Source organism: Reella acinonychis (assembly GCF_052828705.1).
Genome location: NZ_CM128256.1, coordinates 1,699,185 through 1,715,444 on the forward strand (window position 1 = coordinate 1,699,185; position 16,260 = coordinate 1,715,444).

Below are 16,260 nucleotides of genomic sequence, written 5' to 3' on the forward strand. Positions count from 1 at the left end.
ATCTAAAAATACTGTTGACACACTATTTTTATTTACAGTATTATACAGCTATAAAAATAATCATGTATATAAGGTAAATTATTATGAACTATGCAATCAACTCAACTCAATTTAACAATGATGCAATTATCTGTAATGATTTCTCTTACCACCCAATGCCGTATTTTGAAGATCGTCAATCGACGACATTGAATTACAGTCGCAAACTTGATCTTAATTTATATTGCATTAAGCGCCCACAGCAAACTTGTTTTATTCGGGTAACTAATCCTGATATGCTAGCATGGGGAATTGAAAAAGATGATATGTTAGTTGTTGAAAAGCAAGATAATTTAAGTATTGGGGATTTAGTTGTAATTGATAATGAAGGCACAATGGAAATCTATGAATTTATTACCCATAGCAATGATGAATTTATTTTCTTTCCACTTAGCTCCAAGGCACAAAATATTAAAACAAGAGATTGGACAAAATTAGATATCATCGGAACAGTAACAAATACTATTCATCAAATTAAATCTCGTGCAAATACCATGAGATTTGCGGCTTAAAATACAAAGTGCGGTCAAAACAACTAAAGTTTTAACCGCACTTTTAATCACTGAATAATTATAAAATTCGTCTTGCTTGAGTATAGGTTCTTGCCCAATAGTTTTCACTCAAATAACTAATCGTGACCCCTTGACTAGAACTCGCATGCATGAAGCGACCATTTCCTAAATAAACACCCACATGACGATTTCCTCTAAAGAAAACCAAATCGCCCTCTTTTAATTGATGCTTATTAATTTGTCTTCCAACTGATTTTTGTTCAGAAGTTGAGCGAGGCAATGAAATACCATAGGCTTGCTCGAACACTTCTTGCATTAATGCGGAGCAATCAATTCCACGAGATCCTGTCCCACCTAAACGATAACGAGTTCCCGCCCATTGATTATATAAATTCATTAACTTTTTGTATTCAACAGATGAATTTGAAGATCCCTTTAATACCGTCATCTGAGGTTTATTCGTTTTTAAACTACCAATCAATGCGGTTAATTGTGTATCATCTTTTGCTGTTATTCCCAACGTTTGAACATTCCTGGGACTATGTGCACAGGCAGTTAATAAAATTGCGCCTGCTAAAATAAAAATCTTTTTTAACATATTCATTATTACTACAAATTAAAAACCCAGTCATCCTACCTGAGTTTTTGCATAATTACCAGTTTTATTGTCATTTTATGCAAATTTTGTGATAAAAATCGCATTTTTATGCAATAAAAATGCCTCCCTTAACTCAGAGAGGCTTACATAAACCATGCGAAGAATTATTTTTTCTTCGCCTTTGGATTTGGTAAATCAGTGATTGAGCCTTCAAATACCTCTGCGGCTAAGCCAACAGATTCATGTAAGGTTGGGTGAGCATGAATTGTTAATGCGATATCTTCTGCATCACATCCCATTTCAATGGCTAAACCAATTTCACCTAATAATTCACCTGCGTTAGTACCAACAATAGCACCACCTAAAATGCGATGACTGTCTTTATCGAAAATCAATTTAGTCATACCTTCAGCACAATCAGATGCAATTGCTCGACCTGAAGCAGCCCAAGGGAATGTTGCTACTTCATAATTGAGATTCTCAGCTTTACATTCTTTCTCAGTTTTACCCACCCAAGCAACTTCAGGCTCAGTATAAGCAATTGATGGAATCACTTTCGGATCGAAATAATGTTTTTTGCCGGCAATAACTTCAGCTGCAACATGACCTTCATGAACCCCTTTATGCGCTAACATTGGTTGACCAACAATATCGCCGATAGCAAAAATGTGCGGTACATTTGTACGCATTTGTTTATCGGTACGGATAAATCCACGCTCATCAACTTCAACACCCGCTAAGTGAGCATCAATTAATTTACCATTTGGCGTACGACCAATAGCAACTAATACTGCATCATAAACGCGAGTTTCGTTTGCGCCCTTACCTTCCATAGAAACATGGATGCCATCTTCTTTCGCTTCAACAGCTGTCACTTTGGTTTCTAATAAAAGATTAAAGTTTTTCTCAATTTGCTTAGTATAGATTTTAACAATATCTTTATCCGCAGCTGGAATAACTTGGTCGAACATTTCAACTACATCAATTTCAGAACCTAACGCACTATATACGGTTCCCATTTCCAACCCGATAATACCACCGCCCATCACTAATAAACGTTCTGGAATTTCACGTAACGCTAATGCATCAGTTGAGTCCCATACACGAGGATCTTCATGTGGAATAAATGGTAATTGAATTGGGCGTGAACCCGCTGCAATAATAGCATTATCAAATTTAATTGTTGTTGGGTTACCTTCGCGATCTTTAGCGACCATTGTATGACTGTCAGTAAATTTAGCTAAACCTTCCACAACAGTCACTTTACGCATTTTCGCCATACCCGCTAAACCTGTTGTTAAGCGGTTAATAACACCTTCTTTACCTTCACGAATTTTATCCAAGTCAATGGTTGGCTCGCCAAATACCACGCCATGATGTTCAACATGTTTTGCATCTTCAATCACTTTAGCAACGTGCAATAAAGCTTTTGAAGGGATACAACCTACGTTTAAACAAACACCACCTAATGTAGAGTAACGTTCCACTAAAACGGTTTCTAAACCTAAATCAGCGCAACGGAATGCGGCAGAATAACCAGCAGGACCAGCACCTAGTACCACAACTTGCGTTTTAATTTCTTTGCTCATTTCTTTTCCTTCTCAAAAATGTGCGGATTTTTCACCGCACTTTGCGGAATATATTACATCACTAAACGACGTAGATCAGACAATACACCATTAATAAACGTAATGAAACGTGCACCATCTGCACCGTCAATGACGCGGTGATCATAAGATAATGACAATGGAAGCATTAAGCGTGGTGTAAATTCTTTACCATTCCAAACTGGTGTCATTTCAGATTTAGATACACCTAAAATTGCAACTTCTGGCGCATTCACGATAGGAGTAAAGTGGGTACCACCAATACCGCCTAAACTTGAAATTGTGAAACAACCACCTTGCATATCAGAAGCGGTTAATTTACCAGCGCGTGCTTTTTTCGATACTTCAGCCAACTCACGAGAAAGTTCAATAATGCCTTTCTTATTCACATCTTTGAATACTGGCACAACCAACCCATTTGGCGTATCAACTGCAACACCAATGTTGATATATTTTTTCAATGTTAAACGTTGTGCATCTTCTGAGATTGAACTGTTAAAACGAGGATATGCTTCTAATGCTTTCGCTACCGCTTTCATAATAAACACTAATGGCGTTACTTTAACATCTTGTTTCGTTTTCTCTAATAACGCATTTTGTTCTTTACGGAATTGTTCTAAATCAGTAATGTCCGCTTTATCCCATTGAGTAACATGTGGAATCATTACCCAGTTGCGATGTAAGTTTGCACCAGAGATTTTTTGAATACGACCTAATTCAACTTCTTCTGTTTCACCAAATTTGCTGAAATCAACTTTTGGCCATGGTAATAGACCTAGACCAGCTCCATTTGCCGCACCAGTAGAAGCTGCACCGCTTTCTAATGCTTTTAAGGCATTCTTCACGTATTCTTGAACGTCTTCTTTTAAGATACGACCTTTACGTCCTGTACCTTTCACTTTATCTAAGTTCACGCCAAATTCACGTGCTAAGCGACGAACTACAGGAGTTGCATGAGCGAAGGTTGAACTTGAAGTTACCGCATCTTGATTAACTGGCGCTAATGATTGTGCTGGCGCTGCGGCTGGAGCCGGAGCTGATGCAGGTTGCGCTGCTGGTGCTGACGCAGCTACAGGTGCGGCACCTTCAACTTCAAAGCGCATAATGAGTGAACCTGTAGATACTTTATCGCCTGATTTCACTAAAATTTCTTTTACTACACCAGCAAACGGCGCAGGTACTTCCATTGAAGCTTTATCACCTTCAACTGTAATTAATGATTGCTCTTCTGCTACACTATCACCAACTTTAACCATAATTTCAGTAACATTAACTTCATCGCCACCGATATCTGGAACATTCACATCTTTAACCGCACTTTGAGCTGGTGCAGCTTGTTGTGTAGCAGGAGCAGCAGCTACAGGTGCTGCACTTGCTGTTTCAAATTTCATAATCAATTTGCCTGTAGCGACTTTATCGCCAACATTGATTAAGATCTCTTTAACAATACCAGCAACAGGGGCAGGTACTTCCATTGAAGCTTTATCACCTTCTACATTGATAATTGATTGATCAACTTCAACTTTATCGCCTACTTTAACCATAATTTCGGTTACATTCACTTCATCAGAACCGATATCTGGCACATTCACTTCTACTACAGCTGAAGCAACGGCTGCTGGAGCAGCTTCAACTTTTGCCGGCTCAGCAGCTGGCGCTGCGCCTGCTGCGGCTAATACAAACATTGGCGTGCCTGTAGATACTTTATCGCCCACTTTTACTAAGATTTGCTCAACAACACCCGCTTCTGGTGAAGGAACTTCCATTGAAGCTTTATCACCTTCTACATTGATAATTGATTGATCTACTGAAACAGTATCACCGACTTTGACCATCACTTCGGTTACTGTAACTTCATCACTACCGATATCTGGCACTTGAATTTGTTTTGACATTTTAATTATCCTTTCTTTGAAATCAGGTTAGGGGTGCGTTTATGCACCCACTTCTTTATTATCGAACAACTGTGTTCGATGATTTCACTTAAATTATGCGTATAACGGATTAATACGATCTACATTTAAGCCAAATTTAGCAATCGCATCAGCAACAACCTGTGTTGACACAACACCTTCTTTCGCTAATTGAGATAATGCCGCTACAACCACATAATATTCGTTCACTTCAAAGTGTTCGCGTAAGTTATCACGACTATCTGAACGACCAAAGCCATCAGTTCCTAATACATGGTAATGTTTGCTTGGTACAAATGCGCGAATTTGATCTGCATAAAGTTTCATATAGTCAGTAGAAGCAACTGTTGGTAAATCCGCTAATACTTGAGCAACATAAGGAACTCGTGGCGTTTCAGTTGGGTGTAATAAATTCCAACGAGCAGCATCATGACCATCACGCGCTAATTCATTGAAAGACGGCGCAGAGAATACATCTGCGGTTACGCCATAATCATTCGCTAAAATTTGAGCTGCTGCACGAACATGACGCATAATTGCACCAGAACCTAATAACTGAACATGACCTTTACCTTTACCTTCAACGGTTTCGAATTTGTATAAACCTTTACGAATACCCTCTTCTGCACCTGCAGGCATTGCTGGTTGTTCTGTAATTTCATTCAAGGTCGTAATGTAGTAGAACACGTCTTCTTGTTTCTCACCATACATACGCTCAATACCATCTTGAACAACAACTGCAACTTCATAAGCAAATGCTGGATCATAGGTTACACAGTTAGGAATAACACCCGCTTGGATATGGCTGTGACCATCTTCGTGTTGTAAACCTTCACCATTTAATGTTGTACGACCAGAAGTACCACCAATCATAAAGCCACGTGCTAATTGGTCGCCCGCTAACCACATCATATCGCCTACACGTTGGAAACCAAACATTGAGTAGTAAATAAAGAATGGGATCATCGGTTGGTTATTCACTGAGTATGAAGTTGCAGCAGCAACCCAAGATGAAGTTGCACCTAACTCATTGATACCTTCTTGTAAAACTTGCCCATCAATCGCTTCGCGGTAGTAAGCAACTAAATCACGATCTGAAGGTACATAGTTTTGACCATGTGGATTGTAAATACCAATTTGACGGAATAAACCTTCCATACCGAAAGTACGAGCTTCATCCGCAATAATAGGTACGATGGTTTTACCAATATTTTTATCTTTTAATAGCGTATTTAACACACGAGAGAACGCCATTGTTGTTGAAATACCACGAGGTTGTTCCTCTAATAATGCTTGGAACTCAGACAATGCAGGCACTTTATATTCAACAGTAAACTTAGGCTTACGAGCAGGAACGTAACCATTTAATGCTTTACGATGACCATGAATATAGTTGTATTCATCAGATCCTTCTGCAAATTTGATATATTCTAAGTTCTCAACTTGCTCGTCTGTTAATGGTAAATGGAAATGATCGCGGAAACCTTTTAAGCTCTCTAATGACATTTTCTTAGATTGGTGAGCAATGTTTTTACTTTCCGCTTCAGGAATCTTATAACCTTTAATTAATTGAGCTAAGATAACAACTGGTTTGTTTGATTTCTGTGCACGTTCAAATGCAGCAAACATTTTCTCGCTATCATGACCACCACGACGTAATGCCCAAATTTCATCATCAGTCATATCTGCAACTAATGCTGAGGTTTCTGGATAACGACCAAAGAAATGTTCACGAACATAAGCACCATTTTTGGATTTAAATGTTAAGTAGTCACCATCAACCACTTCCATCATCAATTGAGCTAATTTACCTGTTGTATCTTTAGCAAATAATTTATCCCAGTTGCTACCCCATAGTACTTTGATAACTTCCCAACCAGCACCAGTAAATAAACCTTCTAATTCTTGAACAATTTTACCGTTACCATTTACTGGGCCATCTAAACGTTGCAGGTTACAACTAATTACGAAAATTAAGTTATCTAAATTTTCACGAGAAGCTAAAAGTAATCCACCTTTAGACTCGATTTCATCCATCTCACCATCGCCTAAGAAAGCATACACTTTTTGACCTGTTGTATCTTTAATACCGCGGTTATGTAAATATTTTAAGAAACGGGCTTGATAAATCGCATTTACAGGACCTAACCCCATAGATACGGTTGAAAATTGCCAGAATTCAGGCATTAATTTTGGATGCGGGTAAGAAGATAAACCATCAACAAACGCTTCTTGGCGGAAATTATCCATTTGTTCTTCTGTTAAACGGCCCTCAAGATAAGCACGAGCATAAAGTCCTGGTGCAGCATGACCTTGAGAATAAATTAAGTCACCGCCATCTTTTTCTGTTGCAGCCTTGAAGAAGTGGTTATAACAAACTTCATACATCGTTGCTGCTGCTTGGAAAGTTGAAATATGTCCGCCAAGATCAAGATCTTTTTTCTGACTACGTAGAACCATTGCAATTGCATTCCAACGTACCGCAGAACGAATACGACGCTCAATAGCTTTATCACCCGGATAAGTCGGTTGTTCAGAAACAGGGATAGTATTTACATAATCAGTTGTAATCCCCATTGGTAATGAAACAGCTTGAGTACGTGCATGCTGCATTAACTGCTCGATAATAAATTGCGCACGCTCAGTTCCTTCTTCACGAATAATTGAATCAATAGCTAATAGCCAATCTTGAGTTTCGATTGGATCTACGTCATTCTTCACGATATCTGACATAGTCTTTTCCTTATTTAGTAAATGAATAAAATACGTTTAACCTTAGGTTAAACAACGAATTGATAACTAAATTCTTATACTGTTGAATGAATGAAAGACTTACTTCCAGCCACACAAACAAATTCTGTAAATTTTATTAGATTTTTTTAGTCAAAGATAGGAAAAATTAACATTATTTTTACTTTTCCTGATTTTGTCTAAAATTTTGACCGCACTTTTACTATAAAGTGCTGTATTTTGACTAAAAATACTAACTGGTATAACGACAAATTCAGAAAATTAAATTAAAAAGAATAAAAAAGCTCGCCAAAGCGAGCTTTTTATAAAATCATTATTTTTTCAATACTAAGACGACAGATTCACCAGCAACAACTTCACCTGTATGCTTAGTAATGTTACTAATTTCATCCATATTTGAAATGACAATTGGTGTTAATACAGATTTCGCTTTTTGTTCTAATAAAGACAAATCGAATTCAAGAACTGTATCACCGCATTTAACTTCTTGTCCTTCCTGGGCTACTCTTGTGAAACCTTCACCTTTTAATTCAACTGTATCAATACCAAAGTGAACAAATAACTCAACACCTTCTTTGGATTCCATTGAAAAAGCATGGTTAGTTTCAAAAATTTTGCCAATCACACCATCAATAGGAGCGACAATTTTATTGCCATTTGGACGAATAGCAACACCATCTCCAACGATTTTTTCAGAGAAAACCACATCTGGTACATCTTCAATATCAACAATTTCCCCTGAAAGTGGTGCATAAATTTTCACTTCAACTGCCTTGCTTTCTTTAGCACCAAATAATTTATCAAAAAATCCCATTTTTACTCTCCTAAAAATGATAAACAGAAATCTTACGTATTCTAACGTAAAATTTCTGCCTTGTATTTAATTAAATGCTTTTTGGTGTAAAAAATCGTCAACTAATTGAGCAATTTCTGAAGCAGTTGGTAATTGCAACGCTTTTTCTGCTAATTCTTTTGCTTCTTGATAAGTTACATTACGAATGATTTTCTTAATACGAGGTATAGACATCGCACTCATACTAAACTCATTCAAGCCCATACCAAGCAGTAAAACAGTTGCACGTTCATCACCGGCTAATTCACCACACATACCAGTCCATTTACCTTCAGAATGTGAAGCATCAATCACTTGTTTAATTAAATTTAACACTGAAGGAGATAACGGATTATATAAATGTGAAATCATTTCGTTGCCGCGATCCACTGCTAAAGTATATTGTGTTAAGTCATTGGTACCAATACTGAAGAAATCCACTTCTTTCGCTAAGAATTTTGCATTTACTGCAGCAGATGGGGTTTCCACCATTACACCAATTTGAATATTTTCATCAAATGCTTTGCCTTCGTTACGTAATTCTTGCTTCAAGGTTTCAAGAATTTCTTTCAATTGGCGAATCTCTTCTACAGAAATAATCATCGGGAACATCATTGCCAATTTACCAAAGGCTGACGCTCTCAATACTGCTCTTAATTGTGCATTTAAGATTTCTCGACGATCTAAAGCAATACGAATTGCACGCCATCCTAAGAATGGGTTCATTTCTTTTGGTAAATTTAAATATGGTAATTCTTTGTCACCACCAATATCCATGGTACGTAAAATAACGATACGACCATTCATTGCTTCAACAACTTCTTTATAAGCTAAGAATTGTTCTTCTTCAGTTGGTAACGCATCGCGATCCATGAATAAAAATTCTGTACGATATAAACCAATACCTTCAGCTCCATTACGATGCGCACCATCGCAATCACGAATCGTCCCAACATTCGCTACCACATCAACTTGATGACCATCAGTTGTTACCGCAGGTAAATCTTTTAATTTCGCTAATTCAGCTTTTTCTTGTGCTAATTTTTCTTGAGCTACTTTAAGTGCGGTGATTTTTTCTTCACTTGGATTAATATGAACTTCATTATTAACCGCATCTAAAATCAACATATCACCTGATTTTACTAATTCAGTAACATTATTTGTACCAACAATTGCTGGTAACTCTAATGAACGCGCCATGATAGAAGTATGGGATGTACGACCGCCAATATCTGTCACAAAACCAAGCACTTTATCTAAATTTAATTGTGCAGTTTCAGATGGTGTTAAATCGTAAGCAACTAAAATCACTTCCTCATTAATATCCCCTAAATCAATAATATTCATACCTAAAATATTTTTGACTAGACGATTACCAATATCACGAATATCACCGGCACGTTCTTTTAAATATTCATCATCAATATCTGATAAAACAGCAACTTGCTGATCAATAATTTTGCTTGCAGCGACGGCAGCATTCACTTTATGGGTACGAAGATAATCAATAATTTCTTCTTCTAATTCTTCATCTTCTAAAATCATTAAGTGACCTTCAAAGATTTCCGCTTTGTCTTCACCTAATGTTTTTAATGCACGATCGCGAATTGAGCTTAATTGTTCAACTGCTGCTTTACGTCCATCATAAAAACGAGCAATTTCTGTATCAACTTGTTCATCTGTGATTTTGCTTGTATCAAGCACAATTTTTTCTTCTTTAAGAACAAGTGCTTTACCTAAAACGATGCCTGGAGAAGCTAGAATTCCTGAAATCATAATTCACCTTCTAAATTGAATGGGGTACAAAAAATAAATAACCATAAAACACCGCTTTCGTCATATATATGATCAAAATTGCGCTTTATGGTTAGAGAATAGTTATTCTAAAGTAGGTACTAATGCAACTAAGTGCTCTACAGCGGCTTGCTCATCTTCACCTTCAGCAGAAATAGTAATTACTGTACCTTGGGTTAAACCTAAAGTTTGTAACTTAAATAAGCTTTTCGCACTAGCACTTTTACCAGCAGAAGTCACAGTAATATCAGATGCAAATGCTTTTGCTTCCTTTACAAATTGTGCTGCTGGACGAGTGTGTAAACCGCTAGGAGCTGTAATTTCAACATCTTTTGAGTACATAATAAATCCTCTATTTTAGGTTTCAAAGACTAAAGCTTACTCAGTTTAAATAAGCCTTTAACTTGTTATATTCTAAGTCATTAATGAAATTGAAGCACGCCAAAATTCAAAAAAACAAATAAAAAGAGGTAGATTGAGCAATTAATAATCAAATTTTAACATTTTCATAATATTTTTATAAATTTAATCGTGCCAATCCAGCTTTCAAATCTGCAATTAATTCATCGACCGCTTCAAAACCAATGTGTAATCGAATCAGGGTGCCGGTTAAAGTGCGGTCAATATTCGGACGGATTTTAGCAATTTCTTCAGGTTGATTATATAAAATTAAACTTTCAAAACCACCCCAAGAATATGCCATAGAGAACAATTGGAAATTGTCCATAAATGCGGAAAGTTGTTCAGTTGTTAATTTTTGTTTCAATTCAAAAGAAAATAAACCTGAGCATCCACTAAAATCTCGAACAAAGAATTCATGTCCAGGACAAGACACTAAAGCAGGATGATAGACCGCTTTTACTTCTGGTTGCTCGGCTAACCAATTTGCAATGACAATGCTGCTTTCTTGATGTTGTTTAAGTCGTACAGATAAAGTACGAATACCGCGCGCCGTCGTATAAGCTGTATCAGCATCAACCATTTGTCCCATTAAATAACTATTTTCTCGAAGCTGATCCCAGCAACGTGCATTCGCTACTGCAGTACCAATCATGGCATCAGAATGCCCCACCAAATATTTGGTTCCTGCTTGGATAGAAATATCTATGCCAAAAGATAATGCCTTAAATAAAACTCCCGCACTCCAAGTGTTATCCGCCATAATCACCACTTCAGGATTAATCTGTCTCACTGCTTGCACAATAGCCGGAACATCAGGCACTTCCATTGTTAACGAACTAGGTGTTTCTAAAAACACAACTGCAGTATTTTTTTGCATCAATTTTGCAATATCCGCTCCCGACATAGGATCATAATAAGTCACTTCCACGCCCATACGTTTCAATACATGATTGCAAAAATCCTGTGTTGGCTCATAAGCTGCTCCCGACATAAGAACATGATCACCTGTTTTGACGAAAGCTAAAATGCTATTTGTAACAGCTGCAGCACCACAAGGATATAAATAGCAACCAGCCCCCTCTTCCATTTCGCACATTAAATCTTGCAAAGCAAAATGTGTTAATGTACCTCTACGCCCATAAAACAATGCTTGCTGCGCACGTTTGATTGTTGCTTGCTTTTTATCCTCTATACTGTCGAATACTAAAGAAGAAGCGCGTTGCACAACAGGGTTGACACTACCTTGAGTGACACGTTTATGTCGTCCAGCATGAACTAAAGTGGTCGCTAATGCCTGTTTTTTCATTCTTTTCCTCATATTATTTACGCAAGTTCCATTGCAATTATTTCATAAATTATAGTCTAATAGGCATATTGATCAACTCTTGCTCATCATGATGATTTAACAAAATATGAGAATTGGACAACTCGCCAAAACCACTGGTTGCACAGTGGAAACCATCCGTTTTTATGAAAAACAAGGACTGCTCCAACCAGCACAGCGCAGCAGCAATAATTACCGCACCTATACGAACGAACATTTACAACGTCTTGCATTTATTTGTTATTGTCGTACTTTGGATATTTCTTTAGCTGAAATCCGTCAATTACTCAGTTTGGATAACGCCACGGCTGAGCAAACCCAAGAAATAAATCTATTACTTGATAGACATATCAAGGATATTGCGAAACGGATTCATGAATTAGATCATTTGCGTATGGAATTGATTGAATTAAAAAGAAAATGCTTAGAGGCTGAAGGACAAAATGCTATGAGTACGCTATTGAAACACAGTAGATTTGTGCGATTAAAATAAGGGAAATTTTAACCGCACTTTTTTGAATTATAATGTTTCTAGGATCCCCACCACCATTTGAGATGACATTTTGGCAGCTAAAGGTAAAAATTCTTCAAACGAAAGACTCGCTTCGCCATTGCCTGAATCTGAAATTGCACGTACAACCACAAAAGGCACAGCAAAAGAATGGCAGACTTGGGCAATTGCAGCCGCTTCCATTTCTACTGCTGTGACATCAGGGAAGTCCGTTTTGATTTGGAGCAATGTTTGCTCCGAAGAAATAAAACTATCTCCAGAACAAATCAAACCTAATTTGACATGATGTCCTTGCTGCTTAGCAATTTTTTCGGCTACTTCAATTAAATGAGGATCAGAGGCAAAACGAGCTGGGCAATTCGGCAGCTGACCTTTAGCATAGCCAAAAGCAGTCACATCAGCATCATGGTAAGCCGTATGAGTTGAAATCACTATATCGCCCATATTCAGTCCTTCCGCAACACCACCAGCCGAACCAGTATTAATCACTACATCAGGTTTAGTTAAATGCAATAACGCAGTTGTACCAATTGCAGCGGCCACTTTACCAATTCCCGATTGTAATAAAGCCACAGATTTACCCGCAATTTTTCCTTCAAAAATCACCGCACTTCCCACTGTAGTTTGTGTTTTTTCTGTCATTAAATTTAATAACATTTCAACTTCTTGTGCCATTGCACCAACAATTCCAATTTTCATTATTTACTCTTTATTGTTAATTTATTCACTAAATAATCTAATACCGCAAAACTATAATCATCATTATACAAGGTGCTATTCGTCAACACATATTGCCCATTGATCACCACAAAAGGATAAGTAAACACCCCATATTTTTCCGTTCTTGTAATACTTGCGTTAACCTCTTTTGTCACAGGCTCAGAATGAAAAACATTATCGAATGATAATGGGTCAACTTTATGTTCTGCCAGCCAAGCATGTAAATTTTCTAATTTGGACAAATGCTTAAATTGCTCAACATTAGCCGTTTCAAATAATAGTAATCCTGCGATCTCATTATGTTTCAAATGTTGTAATGTGGAAAAAACTTGAGCAGAAAAATAAGATTCCTTGGTGGCAACGGGAAATTCTTCAAGCACCACTTTATTTGGGTTAAGATCGCGATACAAGGTTAAAATATCTTGAGTGTTACTACAAACGCGGCAATCGTAATCAAAAAAAGACTGAATCAATACCTTTCCTTGTGGCAAAGGCACATTTAACGGCGAGCTATAAGAAAAATAGTCTTTGCCATCTTCAAATTCAGTTTTATTTGCTTGCTCTTCTAACGCCCAAAGTTGAGCAGACCAAAAGAGACATAAAATCACTAAATATCGCATTTTCTATGACGTAGGTTCAATATAATCCACTAATAATTGAATATGTTGTGCACCTTGGTATTCGTTGATCGCGAGCTTATACACTAATCTTACTGATTTTATTGATAGATCAGGGTAATAACGGGTATCCACATTAAAAGCAATAGCATCCACTAATCCACCACCTTGTTTAGAAATAAGCGTCATTTTCAGATGACGTTTAGCAACTAAACGTTGTTCTAACACATTAAATTCACCATCAAACATAGGCTCAGGAAAAGCTTGTCCCCAAGGACCTGCCTGTTTTAGTTGTTCAGCTGTTTGGATATTTAACAATGCAGGCGATAATTCGCCATCCGTCCAAATAATGCCTTTTAACTCATCATCGCCAATCCAGTCGGTCACTGCTTGATTAAAGGCTTTTTGGAATAATTCAAACTTATCCGCCTTAATACTTAATCCCGCCGCCATGGCATGACCACCAAATTTTAATATCATGTCAGGATAGCGTTGATGTATGCGTTCCAATAAATCACGCATATGCAAGCCTTCAACAGAGCGCGCCGATCCTTTTAATACTTCGTTACTTTCTTGCGCAAATGCCACAATGGGACGATGAAATTGATCTTTAATGCGAGAAGCTAAAATCCCCAGTACGCCCTGATGCCAATCCGCTTGATATAATGCCACGCCGAGCGGTAATTCGCTTTTAAGTGCGGTTAAATTTCGGCAAATTTCTAATGCCTCAAGCTTCATGCCTTGTTCAATTTCTTTCCGCGTTTGATTTAAACTATCAAGATCTAATGCTAATGCACGCGCCTGCTCAATAGTATCGGCTAATAATAATTCCACACCAATAGACATATTATCCAAACGTCCTGCGGCATTTAAACGTGGTGCAATAGAAAAACCTAGATCACTGGCTTCCAAACGGTTGAGTTCTTTGTTTGCGACTTCGGCTAAAGCACGAATTCCATGACAGCAATAGCCAGCCTTGATGCGTAATAATCCTTGATGTGCAAGAATGCGATTATTTTGATCTAAAGGCACCACATCTGCGATGGTGCCCAATGCCACTAAATCAAGTAATTGAGTAAAATTCGGTTGGTTTTCTGGGGTAAATACGCCTAATTCACGCAATTTAGCACGTAAAGCTAACATCACATAAAATGTTACGCCCACTCCAGCCAAAGATTTCGAAGGGAATTGGCATTGCGGCAAATTAGGATTGATAATCGCATCCGCATTCGGTAATTGCTCAGGGGCTAAGTGATGATCTGTAATCAGCACCGCCACATTGCGTTGTTTCAAATAGTCCACGCCTTCCAATGAGGAAATGCCGTTATCAACAGTAATTAACAGTTCCACGCCTTGTTGAATCGCGATTTCCGCTACCGCAATACTTAAGCCATAACCTTGCTCAAAGCGATTAGGAATTAAATAATTTACATCTGTAAATCCTAACTGACGAAGTGCTGAAACGGCTAATGCGGTACTGGTTGCCCCATCAGCATCAAAATCGCCCACGATCACAATTTTTTTATCGCGAGAATCTGCCAATAATTGCACCGCACTTTCAATGCCATGCAATAAATGTGGCGATAACATAGACTGTAAAGTGCGGTCTAATTGTTGCGTGTTTTTGATATGGCGCGCGCGATACAATCTGTCTAATAAGGGATTATCAGATAAGGGATCGCCGGTTGGCACTTCTCGACGTTGAATTATTTTATTCACAATCACAAAGAATTAAGTTGAGGAAATACAAATTGGGCGTGATAACACGCCCGATAAATTAATTATTTTCTAATGCGGCAAGTAAAGATTTCGGTGCTAAATAACCGCCAATCACTTCACCATTTTCAGTAATAATACTTGGTGTGCCTTGTACACCAAATTGTAAACCTAATTGATAATGTTTCGCCACAATATGAGGTGTTTTCAATTGTTTTGGTAAATTACCTTTTTCTGCTTCGTTTAATGCATGAGCTTTATCATCCGCAGTAAAAATTGCTTCCATTTGTTGAGCGGTTTTATCCATACCGCGACGAGGGAAAGCTAAATAACGCACCGTAATGCCTAAATCATTGTATTCTTTAATTTGTTCATGAAATTTATGACAATAATGGCAAGTGATATCCATAAATACGGTCACCACATGTTTTTCCTTTTTCGCAGGATAAACAATCATTTCGTTTTTATAGCTTTCTAAGGTTGACATCAATGCCTTAGCTGTAATATCAACAGGGCCTTTGTCTGTTAATTCAAATAATTTACCTTGCAAAACATATCTGCCATCTTCGCTCGCATATAAAATGCCATCATTTGTAATCACCGTTTTCAAACCTTTTACTGGCGATGCAATCACTTCAACCTCTGTTGCACCTAGTTTTTTCAAGCTTGAGGTGATCGCTGCATCATTAGCAAAAACTGCGCTAGAAGCTGCTGCCACAAAAAGTGCGGTCAATATTTTGCTTGTTTTTTTCATCTTTGTTCCTAATAAAATCAATGTATAAACGTTGAATTATAGAATGATTAAGTGAGAGTGCAAGCAAAAAACACAAAATATCCCCCTATTCATCTACAATCTTAGTGGCAAAAAAGGCAGAAATAGCCTATAATTGCGCCTTATTTTTACAATGTAAACTCAATCAAATT

General features: G+C 37.5%; 14 protein-coding genes. 2 read left to right on the forward strand and 12 right to left on the reverse strand.

Translation table 11 applies throughout. The features are described from left to right. Window positions 1-83 precede the first annotated feature (83 nt). The gene (locus ACUXZ4_RS08340; RefSeq protein ID WP_464972746.1) at window positions 84-551 is read left to right on the forward strand and encodes a LexA family protein; all 468 of its coding nucleotides are present in this window, start codon (window positions 84-86) and stop codon (window positions 549-551) included. Between the two features lie 58 nt (window positions 552-609). Here the strand turns inward: ACUXZ4_RS08340 and ACUXZ4_RS08345 are convergent, their stop codons facing one another. The 8 genes from ACUXZ4_RS08345 to metC form a co-directional block, all read right to left on the reverse strand. Next, entirely contained in the window at window positions 610-1,149 is a 540-nt protein-coding gene (locus ACUXZ4_RS08345) for an NlpC/P60 family protein (RefSeq protein ID WP_464972747.1), read from the reverse strand. Window positions 1,150-1,313: 164 nt separating this feature from the next. Next, on the reverse strand, window positions 1,314-2,738 hold the full coding sequence (lpdA, locus tag ACUXZ4_RS08350; protein ID WP_464972748.1) for a dihydrolipoyl dehydrogenase: 1,425 nt from the start codon (window positions 2,736-2,738) through the stop codon (window positions 1,314-1,316). Window positions 2,739-2,791: 53 nt separating this feature from the next. After that, the gene (gene aceF, locus ACUXZ4_RS08355) at window positions 2,792-4,651 is read right to left on the reverse strand and encodes a pyruvate dehydrogenase complex dihydrolipoyllysine-residue acetyltransferase (protein WP_464972749.1); all 1,860 of its coding nucleotides are present in this window, start codon (window positions 4,649-4,651) and stop codon (window positions 2,792-2,794) included. A 93-nt stretch (window positions 4,652-4,744) separates the two neighbouring features. Beyond that, a complete protein-coding gene (aceE, locus tag ACUXZ4_RS08360; RefSeq protein WP_464972750.1) occupies window positions 4,745-7,402 on the reverse strand; it encodes a pyruvate dehydrogenase (acetyl-transferring), homodimeric type in 2,658 nt (885 codons plus the stop codon). Between the two features lie 331 nt (window positions 7,403-7,733). Beyond that, complete coding sequence (gene crr / locus ACUXZ4_RS08365) at window positions 7,734-8,234, reverse strand: PTS glucose transporter subunit IIA (protein ID WP_464972751.1); 501 nt, start codon at window positions 8,232-8,234, stop codon at window positions 7,734-7,736. A 66-nt stretch (window positions 8,235-8,300) separates the two neighbouring features. Beyond that, window positions 8,301-10,028, reverse strand: coding sequence for a phosphoenolpyruvate-protein phosphotransferase PtsI (ptsI, locus tag ACUXZ4_RS08370; protein ID WP_464972752.1), 1,728 nt, complete (start codon window positions 10,026-10,028; stop codon window positions 8,301-8,303). A gap of 102 nt (window positions 10,029-10,130) precedes the next feature. After that, a complete protein-coding gene (ptsH, locus tag ACUXZ4_RS08375) occupies window positions 10,131-10,388 on the reverse strand; it encodes a phosphocarrier protein Hpr (RefSeq protein WP_464972753.1) in 258 nt (85 codons plus the stop codon). Between the two features lie 175 nt (window positions 10,389-10,563). Then, window positions 10,564-11,754 (reverse strand): cystathionine beta-lyase, encoded by a 1,191-nt coding sequence (metC, locus tag ACUXZ4_RS08380; RefSeq protein ID WP_464972754.1) that lies wholly within the window; start codon window positions 11,752-11,754, stop codon window positions 10,564-10,566. A 106-nt stretch (window positions 11,755-11,860) separates the two neighbouring features. Between metC and ACUXZ4_RS08385 the strand changes: the two genes are divergently transcribed. After that, window positions 11,861-12,265, forward strand: a complete 405-nt coding sequence (locus ACUXZ4_RS08385; protein WP_464972755.1) for a Cd(II)/Pb(II)-responsive transcriptional regulator — start codon at window positions 11,861-11,863, stop codon at window positions 12,263-12,265. Between the two features lie 27 nt (window positions 12,266-12,292). Here the strand turns inward: ACUXZ4_RS08385 and ACUXZ4_RS08390 are convergent, their stop codons facing one another. The 4 genes from ACUXZ4_RS08390 to dsbC are packed head-to-tail and all read right to left on the reverse strand — an operon-like array spanning window position 12,293 to window position 16,090. Continuing rightward, a complete protein-coding gene (locus tag ACUXZ4_RS08390) occupies window positions 12,293-12,982 on the reverse strand; it encodes a 5'-methylthioadenosine/adenosylhomocysteine nucleosidase (RefSeq protein ID WP_464972756.1) in 690 nt (229 codons plus the stop codon). Beyond that, a complete protein-coding gene (locus ACUXZ4_RS08395) occupies window positions 12,982-13,623 on the reverse strand; it encodes a thiol:disulfide interchange protein DsbA/DsbL (RefSeq protein WP_464972757.1) in 642 nt (213 codons plus the stop codon). Before ACUXZ4_RS08395 ends, ACUXZ4_RS08390 begins: the two co-directional genes overlap by 1 nt. 3 nt (window positions 13,624-13,626) lie before the next feature. Continuing rightward, window positions 13,627-15,339, reverse strand: coding sequence for a single-stranded-DNA-specific exonuclease RecJ (gene recJ, locus ACUXZ4_RS08400; RefSeq protein ID WP_464972758.1), 1,713 nt, complete (start codon window positions 15,337-15,339; stop codon window positions 13,627-13,629). Between the two features lie 58 nt (window positions 15,340-15,397). Then, window positions 15,398-16,090: a bifunctional protein-disulfide isomerase/oxidoreductase DsbC gene (dsbC, locus tag ACUXZ4_RS08405; RefSeq protein ID WP_464972759.1), complete on the reverse strand. Its 693-nt coding sequence runs from the start codon at window positions 16,088-16,090 to the stop codon at window positions 15,398-15,400. Between the last annotated feature and the right edge of the window lie 170 nt (window positions 16,091-16,260).

Excerpts from the sequence above, each read along its gene's own strand:
- ptsH (WP_464972753.1), bottom strand. The coding sequence starts at position 10,388 with ATGTACTCAAAAGATGTTGAAATTACAGCTCCTAGCGGTTTACACACT.
- dsbC (WP_464972759.1), bottom strand. The coding sequence starts at position 16,090 with ATGAAAAAAACAAGCAAAATATTGACCGCACTTTTTGTGGCAGCAGCT.
- ACUXZ4_RS08345 (WP_464972747.1), bottom strand. The coding sequence starts at position 1,149 with ATGTTAAAAAAGATTTTTATTTTAGCAGGCGCAATTTTATTAACTGCC.
- metC (WP_464972754.1), bottom strand. The coding sequence starts at position 11,754 with ATGAAAAAACAGGCATTAGCGACCACTTTAGTTCATGCTGGACGACAT.
- ACUXZ4_RS08395 (WP_464972757.1), bottom strand. The coding sequence starts at position 13,623 with ATGCGATATTTAGTGATTTTATGTCTCTTTTGGTCTGCTCAACTTTGG.
- aceE (WP_464972750.1), bottom strand. The coding sequence starts at position 7,402 with ATGTCAGATATCGTGAAGAATGACGTAGATCCAATCGAAACTCAAGAT.
- ACUXZ4_RS08340 (WP_464972746.1), top strand. The coding sequence starts at position 84 with ATGAACTATGCAATCAACTCAACTCAATTTAACAATGATGCAATTATC.
- aceF (WP_464972749.1), bottom strand. The coding sequence starts at position 4,651 with ATGTCAAAACAAATTCAAGTGCCAGATATCGGTAGTGATGAAGTTACA.
- crr (WP_464972751.1), bottom strand. The coding sequence starts at position 8,234 with ATGGGATTTTTTGATAAATTATTTGGTGCTAAAGAAAGCAAGGCAGTT.
- lpdA (WP_464972748.1), bottom strand. The coding sequence starts at position 2,738 with ATGAGCAAAGAAATTAAAACGCAAGTTGTGGTACTAGGTGCTGGTCCT.
- ACUXZ4_RS08385 (WP_464972755.1), top strand. The coding sequence starts at position 11,861 with ATGAGAATTGGACAACTCGCCAAAACCACTGGTTGCACAGTGGAAACC.
- ptsI (WP_464972752.1), bottom strand. The coding sequence starts at position 10,028 with ATGATTTCAGGAATTCTAGCTTCTCCAGGCATCGTTTTAGGTAAAGCA.
- ACUXZ4_RS08390 (WP_464972756.1), bottom strand. The coding sequence starts at position 12,982 with ATGAAAATTGGAATTGTTGGTGCAATGGCACAAGAAGTTGAAATGTTA.